This is a genomic window from Parapedobacter sp. GCM10030251 (assembly GCF_042666505.1).
GTDB lineage: Bacteria > Bacteroidota > Bacteroidia > Sphingobacteriales > Sphingobacteriaceae > Parapedobacter.
This window is the reverse complement of the sequence record NZ_JBHTDN010000013.1, coordinates 1-16,691: the sequence shown is the minus strand read 5'-3', so window position 1 is coordinate 16,691 and position 16,691 is coordinate 1. Positions and strand designations below refer to the sequence as shown.

Below are 16,691 nucleotides of genomic sequence, written 5' to 3'. Positions count from 1 at the left end.
TTCTGCTTTGAAACCGGTTCGCCACTCATTCGGGACCGCGTTGCCGTGTCGGCACGATGTGAGCGGGATATCTTTACGGTAAAGGCACATGTCACCACCCAAAGGTGGACTAGACGTGGACTTACCGTGCTCACCAGGTGCACACCATACGAAGCAGTATCGGATCAATTTCGATGGTTGATGCAAATAATACGTATTGCGCAGTGATTATCAGATTCTCCGCGACGTAACAGAAGGTATAGAAAACAACAAGAATCACATTCACGTAGTGAATGAATTGCAACTCGGTCCAACAATGTGTAATTTCGCCTGCAAATAAATAGAACATGTATCAACAGCGGCAACGGTACGACCGTCAGGAAAAGCGGGAAACAAATCAACAAGTTTACGGCATACGTGCGGTCATTGAGGCGATCGATAGCGGTAAGGAAATCGAATCGTTGTTCATTCAGCGAGGGCTGGGCGGGGCGTTATTTCTCGAACTGAAGCAGGTACTAAGTCGGCATGGCATCAGCTACCAGCACGTGCCGGTGGAAAAACTCAACCGCATGACGCGGAAAAATCACCAAGGTGTCATTGCTGTGATTTCGCCGATTACGTACCAACGGGTGGAGGACATCGTGCCGGTCATTTATGAAAGAGGTGCGGCACCGTTGCTGCTCCTATTGGATGGCATCACAGATGTCCGAAATTTAGGTGCAATTGCGCGTACAGCCGAATGCGCCGGGGTCCACGCGCTCGTCGTGCCGAAAAAGGGTACGGCCGAAATCAACCCAGATGCAATTAAAACTTCGGCAGGAGCATTGTTTAAAATCAATGTGTGTAGGGAAGACAGCTTGGTCAAAACGGCTAAATTCCTGCAAGAATCAGGAATTCAATTAGTGGCTTATACTGAAAAGACAGACAGGAGCTTATATGAGATCGACTACACCGTTCCCACCGCATTGATCCTGGGTTCGGAAGAGCAGGGTATTTCCGACGAGCTTGTTCGCATTGCCGACCACTTGGCAAAGATTCCCATGGCAGGATCGATCGCATCACTTAATGTTTCGGTGTCCGCAGGCGTGGGGCTTTACGAGGTGGTAAGACAGCGATTGGCTATTTAGGCACTATTCCGAAGCATGCTCGGCGGCAGCAGCCGCTTTCTTTTTCCGTTTCTTAGCGCTTTGCCTTCTTCTGCCGTAGGTTCCTTTTACAATTTTGCCGCGTTTGGTTTTCTTATCTCCTTTTCCCATATTGAATTATTATATGAATAATACGAATTAAACCTTGAAAGGTTCTTGAAAACGATTTTGAAAAACTGCAATACGAAGTTAATAAATAGATCGCGATATACCAATATCGAACGTACTGACATTTTCATTCGGTTTGCTAGGGATTTTCGACTTAATTATAGGTTAAATTTGAATTTCAATGATTTTACAATCAAGTAAATATGAATTTTATATGAAGCATCAATTTGATAAGAAATGAAACTTCGGTATGAAATTGATGGACATGAAGTGATCGTCAACATCCACGAACAATTGGTGTGCATTACAAACGATGACGCATTCAAAAAAGCGATTGCCTCACGGCCGGTACATTCGGTAGCTTTTCTGATCAACTCCTTGCGGGCAGATTACGCTAGGATTTATGGTTCCGTATTGGCCATAGGGGACGATTCCTTTGCCGTGGAAATATGGGGGCATCTTTATGCGGAGTATTGCTTATTGAAATATAAAACTGTACTTCGTTTCGTCTTTCCTTTTGGCTTGTACAACCGTTTCCTTCGTTCATGTCGAGTCTTTGACTGTGGGGCGCGAGGCAAGGACCCGAACCGGTGGGTTTGGGATATATTGGCCCGTTATCGGCATAAAATAGAAGGTTGGTTGCCAAAAATCGGTTCGTGGCTGGCCAGTCGGTAGCCCAGTCGCCAGCGCAGCTCTATACCGATCGTAACGTTAGGCCGCCTTGTGTGAAAACGACAAACTAACGGGTTGATTCCGACAACGCTACCCAGTACCTTTGTGATATGAAGAAAGTAAGTATACTCGTTCCGGAAACAGCGGTCGCGTCGGCTGTTGTCGATCCCCGTTACATGTTCACTGCCGTCAACGGATTTTTTAGGAACGCCGGGCACCGGCCCTTTTTTGACGTTCAAACGGTGGGGCTTACGAAAGAAGTACGGCTAAATGACGGGCTGGTTTCCATCCACGTCGATCGGGTCTTGACAGACGTTGAAAAGACGGACCTGATTGTCATTCCCGCGATCAGCGGGGATATCAGCGAGGCAATCCGTCGCAATGAAGATTTCTATCCTTGGATCGTTGCACAATACCAACGCGGTGCGGAAGTGGCCAGTTTATGTATCGGTGCTTTTTTGCTGGCTTCTACCGGATTACTGGACGGTAAATCGTGCTCCACCCATTGGTTGTTTGCCAATGAATTCCGGGCACGTTTCCCGGGAATACAGCTGGCAGATGACCGGGTAATCACCCATCAGAAGGGACTGTATTCGAGTGGTGGGGCCAGTACGTATTGGAATTTACTCTTATATTTGGTCGAGAAATACACGTCGCGCGAGATGGCCATCATCGCCTCCAAGTTTTTCCTGCTGGACATCGAGAAGAACAGCCAGTTGCCGTTCAGCGTTTTTAAAGGGCAGAAAGACCATGGTGATGATCTCATCCTGGCAATCCAGGAATACATCGAGCAGAACTACGCTAACCGGCTTACGGTTGACATGCTGGCCGATAAATTCGGTATCGGACGACGTACCTTCGAGCGACGGTTCAAGAAAGTAACCGCCAATACCTTGGTGGAGTATATCCAGCGGGTTAGAATAGAGGCTGCGAAGAAGCAATTGGAAACCGGCCGAAAAACGGTGGCTGAAGTGATGTATGACGTGGGGTATGTCGACCCGAAGGCATTCAGGGATGTCTTCAAACGGATTGCGGGCTTGTCGCCGGTAGACTACGCCAATCGATATAACTAATCGGCCGCTTCGGGTTCGTTACGCAACTTCCCGCATATCCACGGCCACTACGCGCGACACGCCCTGTTCGACCATAGTTACACCGTAGATGATGTCCGTGCTGGCGATGGTGCGTTTGTTATGCGACACGATGATGAACTGAGACTGATTTGAAAATTTGCGGATGATGTTGTTGAACTTATCGATATTTGTGTCATCCAGCGGAGCATCCACTTCATCGAAAATACAGAAGGGGGCTGGTTTGAGGAGGTACAGCGAGAACAGAAGGGCAGTTGACGTTAACGTTTTTTCGCCGCCGGAAAGCTGGTTTATGGAAAGTGGCCGCTTACCTTTGGGGCGGGCCATGATATCGATGTCGGACTCCAGCGGGCTTTCGGGATTGCTCAAAATAAGATCGCACGTATCCTCTTCATTGAACAATGAGCGGAATACGTTGATGAAATTTTCGCGGACCTTGGTGAAGGCTTCCATGAACTTTTCCCGTGCGGTATCGTCTATCTCCTGTATGGTTTCCAATAGGGAGTTTTTCGCATCCAACAGATCTTGTTTTTCCTTGACAATAAAGGTATAACGCTCGTTCATCTCTTGGTAAGCTTCCATCGCCATCGGATTGATGCTGCCGAATTCGTCCAGTTGTTTTCGTAACTTTTCGGTTTTAAAACGTAAGGTTTCTTCGTCTTCCTCCGGTTCCGGCAACTGCGCGTCCCGTTCGCTAGCTTCGTCGCCGGACATCAATTCGGCAATGTCGATGGAGAATTCAACCGAGAGACGTTCCTTCAACGCGTTGAGATCAAGTTTGAGATTCGTCTTTTTGTCCCGCAGTTCATTAAATAAAAAGTCGACTTGTTCTTTTTGCCGTCGCAGGCGGGTAATGTGCTCTTCGGTTTCATTGATTTTGCCCCGTGATGCATAGTAATCTTCTTCTACGTCTTGCAACCCCTTCTCGAAGGCTTCTTTTTGTGCATACATGGCAATCAGATCCTCATCCGAATGATCGACGTGCTGAAGCGTGTCTTTGATACCGGCCTGTACCTGTTCGTATTCCGCGGTGTTTTTCGCAATCCGTGTCTCGTAAGTTTCTCGTAAGCTTTCGCGGTATTCCAGGTCCTTATCGATACTGAAAACTCTATTTTGTTGCTGGTGAAAACGGATATTCTCTTGGTTATATGCCGATGATCTTTCTGTAAGCACTTCCGAAAGTTCTTGGAAGGCCCCCTGCATTTCCTGCAATAGAGCATGCTGACGTTCTTTATCGGTTTGGAGCGTTGCCAATCGCGGTTCGGCCGCTTTCAACTCGTGTGAAATGTTGGCCATTTTCTGCTCGATATCCTGTTTGCGGTTCTGGCTGTTCGCGATGAATGCCTGGTATTGTTCCTGCTTGGTCTTTACCGATACCAATTCATTGTTGAGCCTGTTGAGCTGCAGCCCCAGTTCTTCAATGCGGATTTTTTGTGTACTTCTTTTCAGGCCTTCCAGGCGCTGGGTATCATCCCCTAATTTTTGCTGGCGGTTGGCGATTTGATTGCTCAGCGATTTAATCTCCTTCGCTAGATTTTCCAGATTTTTTGCGCGCCCAATGCGCTTCCCTTCAAATAAGCCTACAGATCCGCCGGCCATGCCGACACTGTTTTTGCTGAACTTGCCACTTTTGTGTAGGATGACCCTGTTTTCTGTGGGTAGACTGCTTTCCAACGCTTTTTCGTCGTCCGACTGAAGCAGAAAAACATTGTGCAGGAGCCTTCGGCACAAGGGAAGATATTGTTCCTCTACGCTGATGATGTCCAACGCGGGGATCAACAGGCTGTCGGCCGCTGGGGGAACGCCTGTTGCCGGAACATCGCTCACTGCCTCAAGCACAAAGAAATTGGCCCGCCCACGGGCGGCGTCACTCAGCAACCGTATGGCATGTACCGCTTCGTCCTGGCGTTGAACCACGTAGTGGTTCATGTACGGTTCGAGGTAGTTTTCGATCGCAATGCGATACCCTTCCTGACAAAACAAGATATCGGAAAATAAGGGGTATGGTTTCTTCCATCCCGCGTTTTTTCGGAGGAAACGGATGGATTCTGGGAAGCCTTCAAGGTTGTCGACCAGAGATTTCGTTAAGTTATATTCGTTTTGCTTTGCGTCGAGCTGCCGGTTATCCCGGACAAGTTCGTCTTTTATCGATTGAATAGCCGTTTCCGTGTCCGTGATTTGCTGCTGGAGTTCGTTTTCCGATTGTACGGTAGCCTCATATTCCCGTTGCAGTGCCTCCGTCTGTCCCTCCAGTTGGTCGACCAACGCGTTGAATTGATCAAGCTCTGACGCCTTTGATTCAGCATCGGTTATGTTCCGGACACTTTCTTGCTCCAACGCGTCGTGCTGTATGCGTAACACCGCTATTTCTTTCTCAAGCTTGTAAATTTCGTTTTGCAACTCGGTGTGTTGGCGTGTGGAGGCATCCAATTTGTTTTTTGCGGTTTGTTGCTGCCCCCGGAGCTCGTCTACTTCTGCTTTTTGCTGTTGCAGGGAGACGGTGATGCCGTTCAACTTGGTTTGCTCGACGAGGTGCTCCTCATTGAGCCTCTTGATATTATATAGTGCGTGATTAAGTTGTTGTTTATCTTGGGATAACTCATTGCTCAGACGGGTTTCTTTATCTTGCAGGTTCCGAAGTTGTTCGTTTTTAACCTTTTTATCACTTTCATAAGCCCGTATTTTGCCAACGTATTCGTTTGTCGCTTTTTGCTGGGTGGCGAGGTTCTTTTCCTTGGCCAGGCTATCTTGTTTCAACTGTTGCAGCTGAGCTTCCAACTTGGCAATTTCGGTGTTTATGCGTGCCTGCTCCGTGCGTTGAGCCAATTCCTGCTCTTCAATCTTGGCCAGCGATTCACTGAAATGCGTAATGCGGTGGGAGGCCAGTGTGATACTCAATGATTTATACTGTTCCTTAAGGCGGTAGTACCGTTCAGTTTTTTTTGCCTGGTTCTCCAGCGCTTTAAGGTTTTTCTCGATTTCGAACAGGAGGTCGTCTACCCGTTCAAGGTCACTCTCGGTATCTTTTAGCTTGCCAAGGGTCTGTTTTTTCCGTACCTTGTATTTAGAAATTCCAGAAGCCTCTTCAAATAGGTTACGGCGCGAATTATCCTTGTTGTTGATGATTTCATCGATCATTTTAAGCTCGATGATGGAATACGAGTCGGCCCCAACGCCGGTATCCAGAAAAAGGTCGGTGATGTCTTTGAGCCGACATTTGACGTCGTTGAGCCGGTATTCGCTTTCGCCGTTGCGGTACAGTTTGCGCGTAATGGTCACCTGTGAAAACTCTGTGGGCAGAATGTTCTTTGTATTGTCGAATGAAAGTGATACTTCAGCAAGGTTGGCGGCTTTCCGGTTTTTGGTGCCGTTAAAAATGATGTTTTCCATTTTTTCGGAACGCAGCATGCGGGTGCTTTGCTCGCCGAGTACCCAGCGGATCGCATCCACAACGTTGGATTTTCCGCATCCGTTTGGCCCTACGATGGCGGTGACTCCTTCGTTGAAATGGATGGTTATTTTATCTCCAAAACTTTTGAAACCCTTTATCTCGAGCTTGGTGAGTTGCATCGGTATTTGTCGTCTCTTTTCGTATTTCCGTGGCGAATTTAAGAAATAGGATTGATTAAGTACATCGATCGGCTATCTTTGTCCGATTAATCACAATAAATATGGGATACAAGAGCCTTGCCGAATGCGTTAACGATTTGGAGCGTCACAATCACTTGATCCGTATCCGGCAGGAGGTAGATCCTTATCTGGAGATGGCTGCCATCCATATGCGCGTATATGACGCACAGGGCCCGGCATTGCTGTTTGAAAACGTCAAGGGGAGTCCATTTCCGGCGGTTTCCAACTTGTTTGGAACGCTGGCCCGTTCGCGGTTTATGTTCCGGGATACCCTTGACAAGATCAAGGTGCTGGTGGATGTCAAATCCGATCCCATGCGTGCGTTGAGAAATCCGTTACGCTATGCCCATGTCGCATCCGCAGCACTTTCCGCGCTTCCGTGGAAGAGAAAAAGCGGGGCGCCGATCCAATACGGTACCACCCACATCAGCCAATTGCCACAGATTGTTAACTGGCCGATGGACGGGGGGGCATTCATTACGATGCCTCAGGTGTACACCGAGGATGCCGCCCGGCCCGGAGTCATGCATGCCAACCTGGGGATGTACCGTATCCAGTTAACGGGAAATGACTACGTGACCGACGCCGAAGTAGGCCTTCATTACCAGCTTCACCGAGGGATCGGTGTACACCAGACCAAGGCCAACGCCTTAGGGCTGCCCTTAAAGGTGAGCATTTTTGTAGGCGGTCCGCCCGCACATGCATTATCGGCCGTGATGCCACTGCCCGAAGGGTTGTCCGAATTGACGTTTGCCGGAGCTTTGGGTAATCGGCGCTTCCGATACTTTTATGACGAAGAAGGATTTTGTATTTCCGCGGATGCCGATTTTGTGATTACAGGGACGGTTTATCCCCAGGAAAACAAACCGGAAGGTCCGTTTGGCGATCACTTGGGGTATTACAGCCTCATCCATCCGTTTCCGTTGATGCACGTGCACCGGGTGTATCACAGACCCAATCCGATTTGGTCCTTCACCGTGGTGGGACGCCCGCCGCAGGAAGATACAAGTTTTGGCGCGTTGATCCACGAGATCACCGGTTCGGCCATTCCACAGGAAATAAACGGCCTCCATGCCGTCCATGCCGTGGATGCGGCAGGTGTGCACCCCTTGCTTTTTGCTATCGGAAGTGAACGGTATACGCCCTATCTCAACACCGACCGGCCTCAGGAAATTCTCACGATTGCCAATCAGATACTGGGCAAAAATCAATTGAGCTTAGCCAAATACCTTTTTATTACGGCATATGAGGACGATCCGCAGCTCGATATCCACGACATTCCCGGTTTCCTTAAGCACCTGTTAGAGCGGATGGATTTCGGTCGTGATCTGCATTTTCATACCCAGACCACCATTGACACGCTGGATTATTCGGGTGATGGGCTGAATGCTGGTTCCAAGGTGGTTTTTGCGGCCGCCGGTGGTACGAAGCGGGTTTTATGGAACGAACTGCCGGGGGGCTTTCAATTACCCCAGCCGTTTCAAGACTGTAAGCTAGCTTTACCGGGTATTCTGGCCGTCGAAGCACCCGCTTATACCGATGAGAAGAATGAAACCGGCGGTATTGAAACATGGTGCGACGAGGTTAAGGATCAAGATCTGTCCGGCATTGCCTTGATGGTCCTTTGCGATGACGCCGGATTTACAGCTGCTAACGTGAACAACCTGGTTTGGATTGCTTTTACGCGCAGTAATCCATCGCATGATATTCATGGCGTGGGAAGCTTCGTTCAGCATAAACATTGGGGATGCCGGGGGCCGCTGATTATCGATGCGCGTAAAAAACCTCATCACGCACCAGAGTTGATTAAAGATCCCGAAGTTGAAAAGCGGGTCGATGCAATGGGAGCGGCCGGTGGGCCGTTGCATGGAATCATCTAGGAAATCGCGGTATCAGCGGTTAAACCAGTAGCTGACTTTCATCATGAATGTATTCGTGGCTGGCAAGGCAAACATCCGATCCAAGTTGCCGTCCCATCCCGGTTCGTAGATAGCGTCCTGGTAGGAACGGTTATGTTGCCACACCAGGTACAGCGTCGAGCCGGGGAGGTATTCCCAACGGGCGACCAGGTTGGAACGGAGCTCATTAAAACTGAAGTCGGGATTTTTGAACGATAGCTGGCCATTATCTCCATTGACGACATACAGACCATCAGTCAGACTGATCTCGCTTTCCGCGAATTGATAAAATCGATCGGAATAGGTTTTCGACCGGGTATCCGTTGCCAGTTTGAATTGGTCGTATCTGGCGACCGACGTAAATGGAGAACCGTAATACTGGATCGAAATATCGGGTGTAACGTTTACCTGCATATTAACCGTTACGCCGTACGTTTTCTGTTTCATTCGGCCCATCACATATTCCGTTTCTCCATCCGAACCGTCCGGAGGTTGGACGCTGCTCACATATTGCAGGTTATCGTCATTCCAGGCATAATCGAATTGCCCCGTCAGGCGCATGTGATCGCCGATTCGGAAAATCAAGCTTGGATGGATTTGGTTGTATCCGGTCTGCTCGGCCAGGTAATGTCGGCCGTCGTAAACCAATTTATATACCACTCTCTTGGCTCGATCGGAATTCACACTGATGTTGGTTGCGAAATTTGCATTATACCGCATATCCGGCCCGCCGCGTAGCCTACGGCTGTCTACGGTGTTCCAACTGAAGGTCTCCTTTACATCCATTTCGATCCGGTGTGCGATGCTTAGACTGCGCCAGCGGATCGCCACGTCGTTATTGATGGCGTCGCCGCCATAATTCCAGACATTTTTCTGCGTCATGTTGATGCCAGCAAAGCGAAACGGCCCCCAGGGATCGGTTTTTCGGAAGGCAATTTCTGATTCGTTCAGCATGTAATCCGATTGCTTCATGTACCCCACGTTATTGAGGTCAAATCCGGGTGAGGACCAGCTGTATATTTGTGAGAAATTCCATTGTGCATTCCCTTTTTTGCCGACCTTAATATAACCGCCTGTTCCTTGCATCGAGCGGCTACTGGGGTTGAGATCCAGGTATCGGGCTCCCGATTCGCGATGGAAGTAATGCGCTGCATTTGTTTTTGTTTTTAACAGCGCGCTGGGTGACCCATGGAGCGTGCTGAACATGCCCTTCATATCGATGTAATAGAGACGATTGGCAAAATACTGGGTAAAATCTAATCCAGCGGTGAACGCATTTCCAATCATTGCATCTTGCAAATGTTCTTCGGTCAGTTTCCGGTTTACCGCTGTCACCATCCCACCCAATAGCGTATTTCCATCCCAGTTTTTCTGAACCCGTGCAACGGTATAGTTGGTTAGTGGTTCCGTCATTTCGCTATCGAATATACCATTACGTCTGACGTTAGAAAAGGTCTGTGCGGTGACGCTCTCCAGAAGTCCAATCGTGAGTCCGTTACGATTCGTTCCTGTCAATTTTAGGGCTCCGATGATCGGAATGAATTTAGGTGTGCTCGTAAAGTTGTCAATGTTGTCGATTCCCTGGGGCTGGTAGGAGGGCATAGCACCGATCCTCCTTGAATAAAACATCATTCCCTCTTCGTTGTTGTCGAATTCCAAAATGTGCCTTCCCTCCAAAAAAAAGGGTCTCTTTTCCTCATAGAATACTTCATAAGCCGAAAGGTTCATCACAGATGGATCCAACTCTACTTGGCCATAGTCCGGGTTAACCGTTAAATCCAACGTAAAATCCTGCAGAGCAAATTTGGCGTCGAGCCCCGCGTTTCCACCCCATTGACTACCTTTCTGAAAAGGACTTCTGGGTATTTGTGGCTCATTGATGTGTTTGGCCATGATGTAAGGCGCAAATTCCATCCCTCGAGGTTTGGGTAAATCGGTCATACCATGCATTTCTCCGAACGAAAAAACATGGCCGTTGTTCTTAATAGGGATCAAACTCCAGTTCTGAACCTCATTATTTCGACGGATGATGCGCCTAATATGCAATCCCCATATTCCGTCTGTATTTTTTTGATTATATCTTAATTGGCTGAAGGGGATACGGAGTTCTGCCGTCCAGCTCGAATCGGCTGGGTTTACGTGGGTCCTTCCTTCCCAAACTGCATTCCAGCTCAGGTTGACGGAAAGTTTGTCCGTTACCGTCAGGTCTGTTTTATTCCCACCCAGGTTGATGTTGAACTCCGGGGCTACGCGATAATCGTGATACGTATCAAATGCGATGCTGATTAGATCGCCGTTGCTGTTGTCATCCCTATTTCCGATGAAGGCGTTCATGGTCTCCGGGTGTTGGTCTTTGCAATAGACCCCGATATAGATGCTTTGATCGTCATAGAAAATTTTCATTCGTGTCCAAGACGGTGTATATACACGTTCGAATGGAATGACCTGAGAAAACTTTTGCGACCATTGTCCCGTGTTCTGCCAGATATCTTCGTCTAGTTTTCCGTCTATTTTGATATTATCTCCGCTGAGTTTGGTGATATGATAGACCCGTTTATAGGCATCTTCAAAAGTAACCACCTCTTTTCGCTCGTCCTGAGCACGGGAAAAAAAATACGTAAAAGCGAAAATAACTACGTAGAAATATCTCATCATGTATTCTTCTTATAAATGGGAATCCTTCGCACGGCCCAAAAGTATAAAATTTAACGGCAACCGTATCTCTTGGATTAAGGATAGGTGATTGCCGCAGCCGTTTATAGCAACCGCAACGATCTAAGGTCCTAAGGTCGCTAAGGGAGGTGTCATCCACAAAGTCAGGAAAAATTTCCGGTGGGTCGGCAGGATACCGGGAGGATGAAAGAAAGCAACACCGACATTTTCGGAAATGCCGATCTACGTAATCATTGGCGTAAAATCTTTTCCATTTTTCTCCCTTTTGCCAATTCATCAATCAGCTTATCCAGGTATCTTGCTTTTTTGGTCAATGGATTTTCAATTTCTTCTATCCGATAGCCACAGATTACGCCTGTTATCAGGTGTGCATTTGGATTCAATTTGGCTTCATCAAAGAAAGTTTCAAAAGTTACTTTCTCGTCGATGAGTTTTTGGAGCTTTTTGCCGTCAAAGCCAGTCAGCCATTCGATTACCTGATGCAGTTCCTCCTTTGTCCGGCTTTTACCCTCCACTTTGGTAACATAATGCGGATATACCGATGCAAATGTCATTTTCGCGATTCGTTTGTCATGTTCAGGGGTTGTCTTCATAACCTATTATTTTGATAACGCGGACGATATCTTACTGTGAAACGTATGCAGTTAAAGATATCGTCGCATGACTGTAAAACCAAAACTGTAAAACAAAAATAGCAATATTGATTTATTAACAATGTGGATGCATAACGTTTTGGTTTCCCCTATACAACGGCTGCAAACAAAGCCAACATTGCATAGTCCACAATCGTACTTGGCCGATCCCGAGGTATCCTGTATTTTTGTGCGATGCGAAGTATAGCAAGCGTTGAAGAGCAATTTTTAAATGAGCTGACACAACTTTATGATGCCGGTGAGGTCCGGCAACTTTATCTTCTTCTTTTGGAAGATCACTTAGGATGGTCTAAGCACGATTATTTCCTGCGTAAACAGGAACTTGTTGACGATGTACGGATCAATGGATTACTCGAAGCATTATCGTCACTAAAAAAGGCGGAACCCATACAGTATGTCTTAGGGTACGCTTGGTTTAGGGGAATGAAACTAGTAGTTGATTCATCTGTGTTAATTCCCCGGCCGGAGACCGAAGAATTAGTTCAGCTTATTATCAATGAACAACAGTTGATTGATGGCGGTTGTCCCAGCATCATCGACATTGGTACCGGAAGCGGGTGCATCGCTATTGCCCTTAAAAGTGCTCTTCCTTGTGCGACGCTATATGGGTTGGATATCTCTAAAGACGCCTTGCAAGTCGCGAAGCAAAATGCCGACAACCAAGGCGTGTCCATTGAATATATACAAGCGGATATTCTCGAATGGGATGTGGTTTTCCAAGCGGATCAACGATATGACATCGTTGTAAGCAATCCACCTTATATTACCGAACAAGAGCAACGAGAGATGCATCTAAATGTGTTGGCCCACGAGCCTCATTTGGCCCTTTTTGTCGATAATCATACTCCTTTGTTATTTTACGAACATATTTCCGCTTTTGCATTGAAGCATCTTCGGCCAGGGGGAAAGCTTTATTTTGAAATCAACCGGAATTATGGCGTTGAGGTATGTGACTTACTACGAAAAAAAGGGTTCATGGATGTGCAGTTGCACCAGGACCTGCAGGGAGCTGATCGCATGATACAAGCCAGGAAAAAGTTATCTGCTTAAAAATGGAAATATTACTCATTGATTTAAAAGGAGTTGTTAACGATGGAAAATTATCTGAAATTTATTTTGGACGATAAAGTCGATAATCCTATCTTTGCACCACTTTCCAAAAAAGGAAAAGCGCTCTCTCTTAAAAAGATTGATTCCGTAGCTCAGCTGGTAGAGCAATACACTTTTAATGTATGGGTCCTGGGTTCGAATCCCAGCGGGATCACGTCTTGGGACAAGTCTAAAAACGATAGACTTGTCCCATTTTTTTTGCCTTGTAACTTGCTGTTATTCTGATAGATAAGAGCAATCGCAGAATTTAGCCTCGGAGTTCGATGTTGTGTTCCGTCAAATTCCAAAAAATCGGGGAACATCGAACTCACAATAAGTCTTCTTTCCTCAATATCGCCGTTTTCATAGCGTCTATCAATGTTTGCGACCTTTTTTAAGGTGGATGCTAACAAGTCTTTAATCTCCGTTCCTACTACTGCCAAGTCGTTTAATCTTCTTTCCAAAACCTCAATCTTTCCTTTGGTCAATTTCTTTACTTCTTGGAAATCGTCATCTGCCATTTCTCCATCGGCATTTTTTAAAAGCGCATTTTGATAGCGTTTGTTCAACGCATCAATCTCACCTATGATATTTGCCCGTTCCGTGTTTTGGGCTTTGGTCTTGTTATTGAAGTCTTTTATAAAGGCTTCGATAAAAACATCGACCATACCCTCTTTTGGCGACATATACCGTAGCTGTTTTAAGAAAGCCTCATTGGCGGTTTCGGCTTTGAACCGTACTCCGCAGGAGGAAGTGCAATGATAGTAGTAATAGTAATTGCCCATCTTGCCCTTTGAGGCACTTCCTGTGAGCATCCTATTACAATTAGGGTTAGGGCATTTAATAAACCCTCTAAGCGGTAGATTGTCCATAGCCACGATTTTAGGCTTTACAACCCTCTTTCTCCCATCGAGAATATCCTGTACATCCGCAAACGTCTTTTCGCTGATTAATGGCTCATGCTGTCCTTTGACAAAATATCCCTTTTCCTCTTTGTAGGGAGGAATGAATATTTTGCCACAGTACAAGGGGTTTCGGACGGCTACCCAAAAGTTATTTTTGCTGAACCGACCTTTTCCATCGGCTTTCTCCCGAACCATTTTCCATATCTGTTCGGTATTGAAGTTATTAGAAACGATTTGTTCAAACGCCCATTTTAAAAGCGGTGCTTCAAAATCATGGGGTGCAATGAACTTCTTTTTGCCCTCTGTTATCTTATTGGCATATCCCAATGGAGCAGTACCCATATACCGCCCCTCTTTTTTCGCCCTACGCATTCCGTGAAAGACATTTAATGCACGCCTGTCGTTCTCAACTTCCGGTGAAGCAAGATAGAACGCAAGCATGATTTTATTTTCGGGAATGGTAAGGTCTAAGGGCTGTTCTATCGCAACAGGCTCAACGCCATGTGTCCGTAACTGGTTAATCATTTGGTACGCATCCCCTGCGTTCCTACTGAACCTATCCCATTTGGTAAATAATATTATTGACCCCGCTTTGTTGTTCTTTGTTTTACGTAGGTTGGATAAATATTTCTGCCACTCTGGACGTTTGAAAGATTTTGCCGAATGGTCTTCTACGTACACATCCCTTACCGGAATGCCTTTTATCTCACAATATCTTCTTAGACGGTCTTCTTGGTCACGTTGTGAATATCCCTTGTCCGCTTGCTCGTCTGTCGATACACGTATGTATAAATCTGCCTTTCTCATCACAACAGTTTTCCTTGTTCATTAGATTAAAGTTTTCCTCTTAAATACTGGTTAACTGCAATGTGAGCTATCTTCTTGACAAACTCCATAATAGCTTGCGCTTCCTCTAAATCGACTTCCGTTCCTTTCTTTTTCAAGATTTGCTTAACTCTTTCGGGGGTTAAATCGTTCGCTTTTTCTTTCTCCATCTTCAACTCTATTTTGCTTGTTAACCGAGCGGAATAATCCGCATCACGAACAAACTTATAGATATGATGGAATGGCTCTTTGAATATGTCTTTGGGTTGAATTACTTGGCATAGTCTGCCTGTTTAGAACCATTTCGGCAATGCTATCCTCATTACTTCCACGTTTGGTTATGCCTAAAAAGCGAGTATGCCTATTGTTCACGTTTCATGGAGCAAAGGTAACCCGTGTTTCTGTCGCCCCAAGGTCAAGACACGTTTGGAAAAAAAATCTCCAGCCCGTTGGGTGTATTTTTTTCCCAAAACCTTGTGTCGCCCTAAACACTAACCTTGACTTGCTCCCGAAACGAAACATAGCATACTCCGGCTCTTTACACGAATAAAAAAAATGTCAGGCATGAGGAAAATAAGCATTGGAAATGGTATTGAAACAAAACAACAGCACCTCCTCTCATTGCCGAATAAATCAAAAAAATTAATTCAAAACTGTAAAGAAATGACGCATCAAATAAACACATCGGAAGCAAGCGTATATGTCGGCACATACGGAAAATATAATGACGGTTCAATCTTCGGAGAATGGCTAAAGCTCTCCGATTATACGGACAAGGAAGAATTTTACGATGCTTGCAGGGAGCTACACGATGACGAGGAAGACCCCGAATTTATGTTCCAAGACTACGAGAATATCCCAAACGGCTTAATCGGCGAATGTTGGATAAGCGATAGCATATTTGAGGTTTTGGAGGCTTTGGAAGATATGGACGAAACCCGAAAAGAGGCATTTCTAATATGGTGCGACAATGGACACCGTAAGCTGTCCGAGGGCGATATTGACGACCTAATAAGCGACTTTGACGATGACTACATAGGGGAATACAAGGACGAGGAAGATTTTGCCTATGAACAGGTAGAGCAAATGGACTTGCCCGAATTTGCAAAAACGTACTTCGATTATGAGGCTTATGCCCGTGACCTGTTTTGCGGTGACTATTGGAGCGATAGCGGTCATGTATTTTACAATTCCTAACCCACAGGCGACCACCTGCAAAGGTGGTCGCCTATCATAAAATCAAAACCATGATAATAGAAACTTATAGAGCGACCCTAAAACATGATACGGGCATGATACGGATAAAAGTAGTATCGCTAAGCGGTGAAAGGGGTGCAATACAACAGATAACAACCGCCGAGCATTGCCCCGAATGTGCCATTATAAAATTGCAGAAGATTAACACTAAAAAAATATAACGACATGAAAGCATTAAACGACATGAACAATGTAGAAAGAGGGTATTTACTTGCTAAGCTATTCCCCCAAAACCTTAAAGACTTGACCGTCTTTGTACAGCAGGAAGCGGAACGTTTCAGAGAGCAGGAGGAATATATACGCAGTATTTGGGCTAAAAGAACGTTTCTAACCGCTGATTACTGGTTTAGCTTGGTTAACAATACCGAACAGGTTTTAAAGCGGTATAACGTCACGTTACACCGTAGCACACGGGTATTTTCTGACCAACTTTTTGACGGTCACAATGCCATATTTCTAATAAACTGCCTTGTTGAGTATGCAGACAGGGAAGAATGTAACCCGAAGCTAAAAGAGGCTATACACTTGCTATTCGGGCATGATAAAATGATTGTAGACAGTTGAGTTTTACGGGAGCGGTACGCCGTTCCCATTTTTTGCCTCAAAAATTGGACGGCAAAAAAGACAGATCCTCCCCAGCTGTAATCGGTAAATAAGAATACACAACTTTTGGCAAATAAGAGTACACAATAATCGGCAACAATACCTACACAACTTCGGCAACAACTAGTGCAGAATGATTGCAGGCTGCTTCGGTGTTATTCAC

At 46.2% G+C, this 16,691-nt stretch carries 12 protein-coding genes, 1 tRNA gene and 1 pseudogene; 8 read left to right on the top strand and 6 right to left on the bottom strand.

Annotated features, from left to right (window positions below):
* The first annotated feature begins 326 nt into the window (after positions 1 to 326).
* Positions 327 to 1,106 carry a 23S rRNA (guanosine(2251)-2'-O)-methyltransferase RlmB gene (gene rlmB, locus ACFQRK_RS21610; RefSeq protein ID WP_379010312.1) on the top strand — a complete coding sequence of 260 codons (780 nt, stop codon included), beginning with the start codon at positions 327 to 329 and terminating at the stop codon, positions 1,104 to 1,106.
* Positions 1,107 to 1,109: 3 nt separating this feature from the next.
* Here rlmB and ACFQRK_RS21605 read toward each other — a convergent pair whose 3' ends face one another.
* Complete coding sequence (locus tag ACFQRK_RS21605; RefSeq protein WP_379010311.1) at positions 1,110 to 1,235, bottom strand: 30S ribosomal protein THX; 126 nt, start codon at positions 1,233 to 1,235, stop codon at positions 1,110 to 1,112.
* A 234-nt stretch (positions 1,236 to 1,469) separates the two neighbouring features.
* Between ACFQRK_RS21605 and ACFQRK_RS21600 the strand changes: the two genes are divergently transcribed.
* Together ACFQRK_RS21600 and ACFQRK_RS21595 are read left to right on the top strand one after the other, a co-directional pair.
* Complete coding sequence (locus ACFQRK_RS21600) at positions 1,470 to 1,907, top strand: hypothetical protein (protein WP_379010310.1); 438 nt, start codon at positions 1,470 to 1,472, stop codon at positions 1,905 to 1,907.
* A gap of 107 nt (positions 1,908 to 2,014) precedes the next feature.
* Positions 2,015 to 2,977, top strand: coding sequence for a GlxA family transcriptional regulator (locus ACFQRK_RS21595; protein WP_379010309.1), 963 nt, complete (start codon positions 2,015 to 2,017; stop codon positions 2,975 to 2,977).
* An 18-nt stretch (positions 2,978 to 2,995) separates the two neighbouring features.
* Here ACFQRK_RS21595 and smc read toward each other — a convergent pair whose 3' ends face one another.
* Complete coding sequence (smc, locus tag ACFQRK_RS21590; protein WP_379010307.1) at positions 2,996 to 6,565, bottom strand: chromosome segregation protein SMC; 3,570 nt, start codon at positions 6,563 to 6,565, stop codon at positions 2,996 to 2,998.
* Between the two features lie 101 nt (positions 6,566 to 6,666).
* Between smc and ACFQRK_RS21585 the strand changes: the two genes are divergently transcribed.
* A complete protein-coding gene (locus tag ACFQRK_RS21585; protein ID WP_379010306.1) occupies positions 6,667 to 8,505 on the top strand; it encodes a UbiD family decarboxylase in 1,839 nt (612 codons plus the stop codon).
* A 12-nt stretch (positions 8,506 to 8,517) separates the two neighbouring features.
* Here ACFQRK_RS21585 and ACFQRK_RS21580 read toward each other — a convergent pair whose 3' ends face one another.
* Both ACFQRK_RS21580 and ACFQRK_RS21575 read right to left on the bottom strand, forming a co-directional pair.
* Positions 8,518 to 11,178 carry a DUF5916 domain-containing protein gene (locus tag ACFQRK_RS21580; protein ID WP_379010305.1) on the bottom strand — a complete coding sequence of 887 codons (2,661 nt, stop codon included), beginning with the start codon at positions 11,176 to 11,178 and terminating at the stop codon, positions 8,518 to 8,520.
* Between the two features lie 248 nt (positions 11,179 to 11,426).
* Positions 11,427 to 11,789: a DUF2200 domain-containing protein gene (locus tag ACFQRK_RS21575; RefSeq protein WP_379010304.1), complete on the bottom strand. Its 363-nt coding sequence runs from the start codon at positions 11,787 to 11,789 to the stop codon at positions 11,427 to 11,429.
* 234 nt (positions 11,790 to 12,023) lie between these two features.
* Here ACFQRK_RS21575 and prmC point away from each other — a divergent pair, with 234 nt between their 5' ends.
* Both prmC and ACFQRK_RS21565 read left to right on the top strand, forming a co-directional pair.
* Positions 12,024 to 12,899 (top strand): peptide chain release factor N(5)-glutamine methyltransferase, encoded by an 876-nt coding sequence (prmC, locus tag ACFQRK_RS21570; RefSeq protein ID WP_379010303.1) that lies wholly within the window; start codon positions 12,024 to 12,026, stop codon positions 12,897 to 12,899.
* Positions 12,900 to 13,040: 141 nt separating this feature from the next.
* Positions 13,041 to 13,113, top strand: a tRNA-Lys gene (locus ACFQRK_RS21565).
* Between the two features lie 739 nt (positions 13,114 to 13,852).
* Here ACFQRK_RS21565 and ACFQRK_RS21560 read toward each other — a convergent pair.
* Positions 13,853 to 14,650, bottom strand: a pseudogene (locus ACFQRK_RS21560) (recombinase family protein); the annotation flags it as partial.
* Positions 14,651 to 14,676: 26 nt separating this feature from the next.
* The gene (locus ACFQRK_RS21555) at positions 14,677 to 14,838 is read right to left on the bottom strand and encodes a hypothetical protein (RefSeq protein ID WP_379010302.1); all 162 of its coding nucleotides are present in this window, start codon (positions 14,836 to 14,838) and stop codon (positions 14,677 to 14,679) included.
* A gap of 493 nt (positions 14,839 to 15,331) precedes the next feature.
* Here ACFQRK_RS21555 and ACFQRK_RS21550 point away from each other — a divergent pair, with 493 nt between their 5' ends.
* A complete protein-coding gene (locus tag ACFQRK_RS21550; protein ID WP_379010301.1) occupies positions 15,332 to 15,865 on the top strand; it encodes an antirestriction protein ArdA in 534 nt (177 codons plus the stop codon).
* Between the two features lie 225 nt (positions 15,866 to 16,090).
* Positions 16,091 to 16,489 (top strand): hypothetical protein, encoded by a 399-nt coding sequence (locus ACFQRK_RS21545; protein WP_379010300.1) that lies wholly within the window; start codon positions 16,091 to 16,093, stop codon positions 16,487 to 16,489.
* The last annotated feature ends 202 nt before the right edge of the window (positions 16,490 to 16,691 follow it).